The sequence below is a fragment of the Nonomuraea mesophila genome (assembly GCF_004352805.1).
GTDB lineage: Bacteria > Actinomycetota > Actinomycetes > Streptosporangiales > Streptosporangiaceae > Nonomuraea > Nonomuraea longispora.
In genome coordinates this window covers 89,297-95,620 of sequence record NZ_SMLD01000016.1, presented here as the reverse complement: position 1 = coordinate 95,620, position 6,324 = coordinate 89,297, and the positions used below count along the sequence as shown (strand labels likewise).

Here is a 6,324-nt window from a genome sequence, read left to right as displayed (position 1 = left end):
CCCTGCGCACTGGGCGGCCCCCCAGGAACGTACGTCCCGCCCCCGCGCCAGGGGCGGAGGCAAGGCGCGCGGCGCCGGCCGCCGCCGCCGCTGAACCCGCCCTCCTGCGCGCCCGCGACGCGAGCCGTCCCCTCCGAGCCGTTCAGGCGGGGCCGGGCGTGTCGCCGAGGGACTCCAGCAGGTCGCGCAGGGTGGCGGCGAGGTCGTCGCGCTGCCGCTGCGACAGCGCGGCCAGCACCCGCTGCTCCGTCTCGAGGTGGTGCGGCAGCACCCGGTCGGTCAGCGCGCGCCCCTCGTCCGTGAGCGTCACGTGGACGCCGCGCCCGTCCGAGTCGCTCGGCGTACGGGTCACCAGGCCCCGCGCCTCCAGGCGGTCGAGCCGCTGCGTGACGGCCCCCGAGGTGACCATGGACGCGCGCATCAGCTCCGCGGGCGTCAGCCGGTGCGGCGGGTCGCTGCGGCGCAGCGTGGCCAGCACGTCGAAGGAGGCGGGGTCGAGCCCGTGGGCCTCGAAGGTACGGCGCAGCTCCACGGTGATCAGCCGCGTCAACCGCGACAGGCGGCCGATGACCGCCATGGGGGAGACGTCCAGGTCGGGGCGCTGCGCGGCCCACTGCTCGAGCACGAGGTCGACGTGATCTGACACTGCTTCAGCCTATCGATGTCTTAGTAGTGAGGTACATCACCTAGGCAAGTATCTTAGCGATGAGCTACTTTGTCTCAATGTTAAGAAATCAGACGGGAGTCGTGTTGCTGACCGCGTTGACCCCCTCCATCTGGGGGACGACCTACCTTGTCACCACCGAGTTGCTGCCGCCTGACCGGCCCCTGCTGGCGGCGTTGATCAGGGCCCTGCCCGCCGGGCTGCTCCTCCTGGCGATCACCAGGCGCCTGCCGGAGGGTATCTGGTGGTGGCGTGCGCTGGTGCTGGGTGCGCTGAACATCGGGGTGTTCTTCGCGCTGCTGTTCGTGGGCGCCTACCGGCTGCCCGGCGGGGTGGCCGCGACCGTCGGCGCCGTCCAGCCTCTGCTGGTCGCGCTGCTGTCGGCCGGGCTGCTGGCCGAGCGCCTGTCCCTGCGCACCGCGCTGTCGGCCGTGGCGGGCGTGGCCGGGGTCGGCCTGCTCGTGCTGCGCGCCGACGCGCGGCTCGACGCGCTCGGGGTCGCCGCGGCGCTCGGAGGAGCCGCCGTCATGGCCACCGGAGTCGTGCTGAGCAAGCGGTGGCGTTCGCCGGCACCGTTGCTGGCCACCACCGGTTGGCAGCTCGTCGCGGGCGGCCTGTTGCTGCTCCCCGTCGCCCTGCTCGTCGAAGGGCCGCCGCCGGCCACCCTCACCGCCGCCAACCTCGCCGGGTACGCCTACCTCGCCGTCATCGGCTCCGCCTTCGCCTACGCCCTGTGGTTCTGGGGCCTGGGACGGCTGACGGCCACCCAGGTGACGTTCCTCGGCCTGCTCAGCCCCGTGGTCGCCACCGCACTCGGCTGGCTGGTGCTCGGCCAGCACCTCACCGCCGCCCAGGCGTTCGGCGCCGTCGTCGTACTGGCCGCGCTCGTCGCCGCCCAGCTCCGCCCCGCCCGGCCGCGGCCGGCGCAGGCCGTGCTCGCAGGAAAGGAATCCTGACCATCATGCGCATCACCATCTTCGGCGCCACCGGCGCCGTCGGCAGCAGGACGCTGGCCGAGGCGCTCTCACGCGGCCACGACGTCACCGCGGTCGTCCGCGACTGCGTCCGCCTGGCCCCGGCGCACCCCGGCATCAAAATACGCCGCGGCGACGCCTCGGACGTCGCCGACGTCACCGCGTTGAGCGCCGGGCAGGACCTCGTCATCAGCGCCACCCGCCCCGCGCCGGGACACGAGGACGACCTGGTCGCCACCGCCGGCTCGCTGCTGTCCGGGGTCTCGGTCACGGGCGTGCGGCTCCTGCTCGTCGGCGGCGCGGCCGGGCTGACCGTGCCGGGCACCGGCGGGCTCGCCCTCGTCGAGACCCCTGAGTTCCCGCCCTCCTGGCGGCCCATCGCCCTGGCCTGCGACGCCCAGCTCGCCGCCTGCCGCGCGGCGCCGCACGCCGACTGGACGTACGTGAGCCCGCCGGCGTTCCTGGAGCCGGGCGAGCGCACCGGACGCTACCGGCTCGGCGCCGACGAGCTGCTGGTCGGCGCGGACGGCCGGTCGGCCATCTCCCTGGAGGACTTCGCCGTGGCGCTCATCGACGAGGCCGAACATCCCCGGCACCGGCGGCGCAGGTTCACGGTGGGGTACTGACGCCGCGGCGTTCTCGCCGGCCGCCATTAGAGTCGTGGACCACGCACCCGGGACCACGCTGAGGAGAGCCCCATGACCATCGCCGCGTCCACCGTGACCGACCCCATCGCCGAGCATGGCGAGGGGCCCGTCTGGTCCAGCCGCTGGGGCGGACTGCGCTGGGTCGACATGCTCGCCGGCGACGTGCTCGCGCTGGACGCCGGCGGAGGCGTACGCCGCCGGCACGTCGGGTCGCTGGCCGCCGTCGTGCGTCCTCGTGTGTCCGGCGGGTACGTGGTCGCCGCCGAGCGTGAGCTGCTCCTGTCCGGCTCCGACGACCTCGACGCCCCGCTGAGTTCCCTGGGCGAGGCGTGGAGCGACCCCTCAGTCCGGATGAACGAGGGCGGCTGTGACCCCGGCGGCCGCTTCTACATCGGCAGCATGGCCTACGACGCCGCTCCCGGACGCGGCTCGTTCTACGTGGCCGGGCCCGGCGCGGAGCTGAGCGTGGTGCTGCCCGAGGTGACGATCTCCAACGGGTTCGACTTCAGCCCCGACGGGAGCCTGGCCTACTACGCCGACACCGCGACCGGCCGCGTGGACGTCTTCGACTACACCCCGGACGGCGGGCTGAGCGGCCGGCGGCCGTTCGCCGTCGTCGACCCCGATCAGGGCGCGCCCGACGGCCTGACCGTGGACGCCGAGGGCGGGGTGTGGGTCGCGTTGTGGCAGGGCGGGGCCGTGCACCGGTACGACGCGGGCGGCCGGCTCGACGCGGTCATCACCCTGCCCGTACGCAAGGTCACGGCGGTGGCGTTCGGCGGCGACGGCCTCGACCGGCTGTTCATCACGACCTCCGCGCTCGACGTCGACAGGGCCGAGCAGCCGGCCGCGGGCGCCCTGTTCGCCGCCGACCCCGGTGTGCGCGGCCGGCCCGTTCTGCCCGCGGCCCTCTGACCTCCGGTTTGCGCGACCGTACCGCCCTAGGCTAAGACCTGGGAATCACAGGCTGACGGACGGGAGGTGGCCATGGCGCGGGCCGGACTGACCGCCGACCGGGTGACGGAGGCGGCGGCCGACCTGGCCGACGTGGTCGGGTTCGACAACGTCACGCTGTCGGCGCTGGCGCGCGGCTTCGGCGTCGCCGACGCGAGCCTCTACTCCCACGTCAGGAACATGCGTGACCTGCGCACCCGCGTGGCCGTGCGTGCCGCGGCCGAGCTGGGCGACCGCCTCGCGGCGGCCACGGCGGGCCGGGCGGGCAAGGAATCGCTGACCGGGTTCGCCAACGCGTGGCGCGACTTCGCGCGCGAATGCCCCGGCCGCTACCAGGCCACCCAGATGCCCGTCGATCCCGAGATCGTCGCCGGGTCCCCGGGCCACCAGCGGATCATGGCCATCACGTACGCCCACCTGAGCGCGTACGCGCTGCCCGAGCCCGACCTGACCGACGCCATCCGCCTGCTGCGCAGCACCTACCAGGGTTTCTTCGCCATCGAGGCGAGCAGCGGGTTCGACCACCCGCGCGACCTGCAGTCCTCGTGGGAGAAGATCCTCGACGCGCTCGACAACGCGCTCACCCACTGGCGCGTGTCCTCCTAGCGCCGCGCCGGCCCACGCCCGGACGGCGTGACTTGGCGGGGGCGGCGTCCAGCGCTCGCCGGCGGACGGGAAGGGCCGCCCGCGGCCTCGGCCGGATGCCCGTCGCGGCCACCGCCGCCACGTGAGCGGGCGGTGCGCGACGAGTCGCCGGCGTGAACGTCGCCCATGGCTTGGACCGCACGGACCTGCCCTTCGGTTCCCCTCCGCGCGGGATTTGTTGCGGCGCGCTCTCCTATCGAGATACCGTGAACATTCGGATGTTGACATCATGGGAATGGAGTGGCGATGACGACCGAGGTGCCCGAGATCGACCTGGCCGACCCCGCGGTGCTGGGAAACCCGCTCACCGCGTTCTCGGCGGTGCGCGAGGAGTCGCCCGTGGTGCGGCTGACCGCGCCCGGCATCGGGCCGCTCTGGGCGGTCACGCGGCACGCGGAGGCCAGGACGATGCTCAGCGACCCGCGTCTGGAGACCGGCGACGGCAGCTACCTGCCCTTCGACGTGCCCGAGCACTGCCGGCCCTACATGCGCACGATGTCCGTGCTCAACGGCCAGGAACACACCCGGCTGCGCCGCCTGGTCGCGCCCGCGTTCACACCGCGCAAGGCCGCCGCGTTCCGGCCGCGCATGGAACGGATCGTCGGCCGCCTCCTCGACGAGCTGCCGGGGCTCGCGGCGAAGAGCGAGGACGGCGCCGTCGACCTGCTGGAGCACTTCGCGCGGCCCCTGCCGATCGACGTGATCTGCGAGCTGGTCGGCATCCCCGCCGCCGACCGCCCCCGCTGGCGGGAGTACGGAGCCGCCGTCGCCTCCGGCCACGGCCAGGCCCTGCGGGACGCCATCCCGGCCATCATGGAGGGCGCCGCCGCCGCCGTCGCCCGGGGCGTCGCCGCCCCCGGCGACGACCTGATCTCCGACCTCGCCCAGATCCTGGAGGAGGACGGCGACCGGCTCAGCGAGATCGAGCTCGTCACCATGGTCTGGCAGCTGGTCCTGGCCGGCCAGACGCCGACGAACCTCATCGCCAACGCCGTGCACACCCTGCTCGGCCACCCCGGGCAGCTCGCCGCCCTGCGCGCCGACCCGCAGCTCATGCCGCGCGCCGTCGAGGAGCTGATGCGCTGGTGCGGCCCGCAGCTGCTGACCATCCCGCGCTTCACCGCCGAGGACGTCGAGATCGGAGGCGTGCCCATCCCCAAGGGGCAGCCCGTCACCGCCGCGATCGCCGCCGTCAACCGCGACCCGCGCGTGTTCGCCGATCCCGCCACGTTCGACATCCGGCGCGAGCCGTCCGGCCACCTCGCTTTCGCGCACGGCCCGCACTTCTGCGTCGGCGCCTCGCTGGCCCGCGTGCAGACGGGCGTCGCGCTCGGGGCGCTGTTGCGCCGCTTCCCCGGCCTCGCGCTCGCCGGCGACACCGCGTACACCCCCGACCCCGGCACGCTGCGCCTGGCCCGCCTGCCCGTGAGGCCGGGCCCGGCCGCCTGAAGGCCCTCAGGCCCGCGGGTTGTCCTCGCCGTCGAAGATGCGGCAGATCACCGCCGTGGGCGGTCCGGCGGTGGCCGCGTACGGCTCGCTGTCGTCGCGCGGCTCGTACCCGAGCTTCCTGGCCGAGGAGAGGTCCCAGTGCCGCCGGGTGTTGGCCGACATGCCGAAGTGCACGCTCCACCCGGGCCCCGCCGTCAGCGCCGCCAGCATCAGGGGGCCCGCGTCGCGTTCGGACAACCACATGCCGAGGTAGCGGGCCTCGTCCAGCGCGTAACCGGTCGAGCCGAGCCGCAGTCCGACCACGGAGGCGCCCGTCAGCTCCGCGTGCAGCCGGCCGAGGGACTCGACGATGACCTTGCTGAGCCCGTACGCGCAGCAGGGGCGCGGTTCCCACGCCGGGTCGACGGGACGGTGCCGCGGCCGGTTGTACTCGCCCATGGCGTGCACCGTGCTGGCCAGCACCACCCGTGGCACGCCCTGTTCCGCGGCGGCGTCGAGCACGCGGCGGGTGAGCCCGACATTGGCCCGGTGGACCTCCTCCCATGTCGCGTGCGGCCTGGGATCGCCCGCCAGGTGGATCACGCCGGACGCCCCGGCCAGCGCCTGCTCCGCCACCCCGGGCACGGCCAGGTCGGCCACCAGGGACTCCTCGCCGGGCAGGGTGTCCCCGGTCACCCGGTCGACGACGCGCAGCCGGTGCGCGGTCAGCAGCGCGGGCCGTACGAGGCTGCCCACCCGGCCGAACCCACCAGTGATCACCACAGGTCCCATGTCGTGCTCCCGTTCCGCTCCTCCTCCCGAATCTAGGCTGGTGATCGGGGGACGGACAGGACCTTTGCGACAGGGATCTGCTAGCGTGACCATCCCCGTACGGATCGGCCAGGGAGGTGAGACCCATTACCGCTGTGACAGGCTGGGTGCTCCCTTTCTCCGCCAGGCGGGCCACCGGGACCAGGTGACCGCGGGAGCGCCCATCGGCATCCCGGAAGGC

General features: G+C 74.1%; 7 protein-coding genes. 5 read left to right on the top strand and 2 right to left on the bottom strand.

The window, feature by feature from the left end:
* Positions 1-142 precede the first annotated feature (142 nt).
* Entirely contained in the window at positions 143-646 is a 504-nt protein-coding gene (locus E1295_RS09315) for a MarR family winged helix-turn-helix transcriptional regulator (protein WP_132629612.1), read from the bottom strand.
* 77 nt (positions 647-723) lie between these two features.
* Here E1295_RS09315 and E1295_RS09310 point away from each other — a divergent pair, with 77 nt between their 5' ends.
* From E1295_RS09310 to E1295_RS09290, 5 genes are all read left to right on the top strand, one after another.
* Positions 724-1,620, top strand: coding sequence for an EamA family transporter (locus E1295_RS09310; RefSeq protein WP_132629610.1), 897 nt, complete (start codon positions 724-726; stop codon positions 1,618-1,620).
* A 5-nt stretch (positions 1,621-1,625) separates the two neighbouring features.
* Entirely contained in the window at positions 1,626-2,264 is a 639-nt protein-coding gene (locus E1295_RS09305) for an NAD(P)-dependent oxidoreductase (protein WP_132629608.1), read from the top strand.
* A gap of 72 nt (positions 2,265-2,336) precedes the next feature.
* On the top strand, positions 2,337-3,200 hold the full coding sequence (locus E1295_RS09300) for an SMP-30/gluconolactonase/LRE family protein (protein ID WP_132629606.1): 864 nt from the start codon (positions 2,337-2,339) through the stop codon (positions 3,198-3,200).
* A 72-nt stretch (positions 3,201-3,272) separates the two neighbouring features.
* Positions 3,273-3,845, top strand: a complete 573-nt coding sequence (locus tag E1295_RS09295) for a TetR/AcrR family transcriptional regulator (protein WP_132629604.1) — start codon at positions 3,273-3,275, stop codon at positions 3,843-3,845.
* Between the two features lie 285 nt (positions 3,846-4,130).
* Complete coding sequence (locus E1295_RS09290; RefSeq protein WP_132629602.1) at positions 4,131-5,333, top strand: cytochrome P450 family protein; 1,203 nt, start codon at positions 4,131-4,133, stop codon at positions 5,331-5,333.
* Between the two features lie 6 nt (positions 5,334-5,339).
* Here E1295_RS09290 and E1295_RS09285 read toward each other — a convergent pair whose 3' ends face one another.
* A complete protein-coding gene (locus tag E1295_RS09285) occupies positions 5,340-6,104 on the bottom strand; it encodes an NAD-dependent epimerase/dehydratase family protein (RefSeq protein WP_166427154.1) in 765 nt (254 codons plus the stop codon).
* Between the last annotated feature and the right edge of the window lie 220 nt (positions 6,105-6,324).

Coding starts and splice junctions, on each gene's coding strand:
- E1295_RS09310 (WP_132629610.1), top strand. CDS start 724: ATGTTAAGAAATCAGACGGGAGTCGTGTTGCTGACCGCGTTGACCCCC.
- E1295_RS09305 (WP_132629608.1), top strand. CDS start 1,626: ATGCGCATCACCATCTTCGGCGCCACCGGCGCCGTCGGCAGCAGGACG.
- E1295_RS09300 (WP_132629606.1), top strand. CDS start 2,337: ATGACCATCGCCGCGTCCACCGTGACCGACCCCATCGCCGAGCATGGC.
- E1295_RS09295 (WP_132629604.1), top strand. CDS start 3,273: ATGGCGCGGGCCGGACTGACCGCCGACCGGGTGACGGAGGCGGCGGCC.
- E1295_RS09290 (WP_132629602.1), top strand. CDS start 4,131: ATGACGACCGAGGTGCCCGAGATCGACCTGGCCGACCCCGCGGTGCTG.
- E1295_RS09285 (WP_166427154.1), bottom strand. CDS start 6,104: ATGGGACCTGTGGTGATCACTGGTGGGTTCGGCCGGGTGGGCAGCCTC.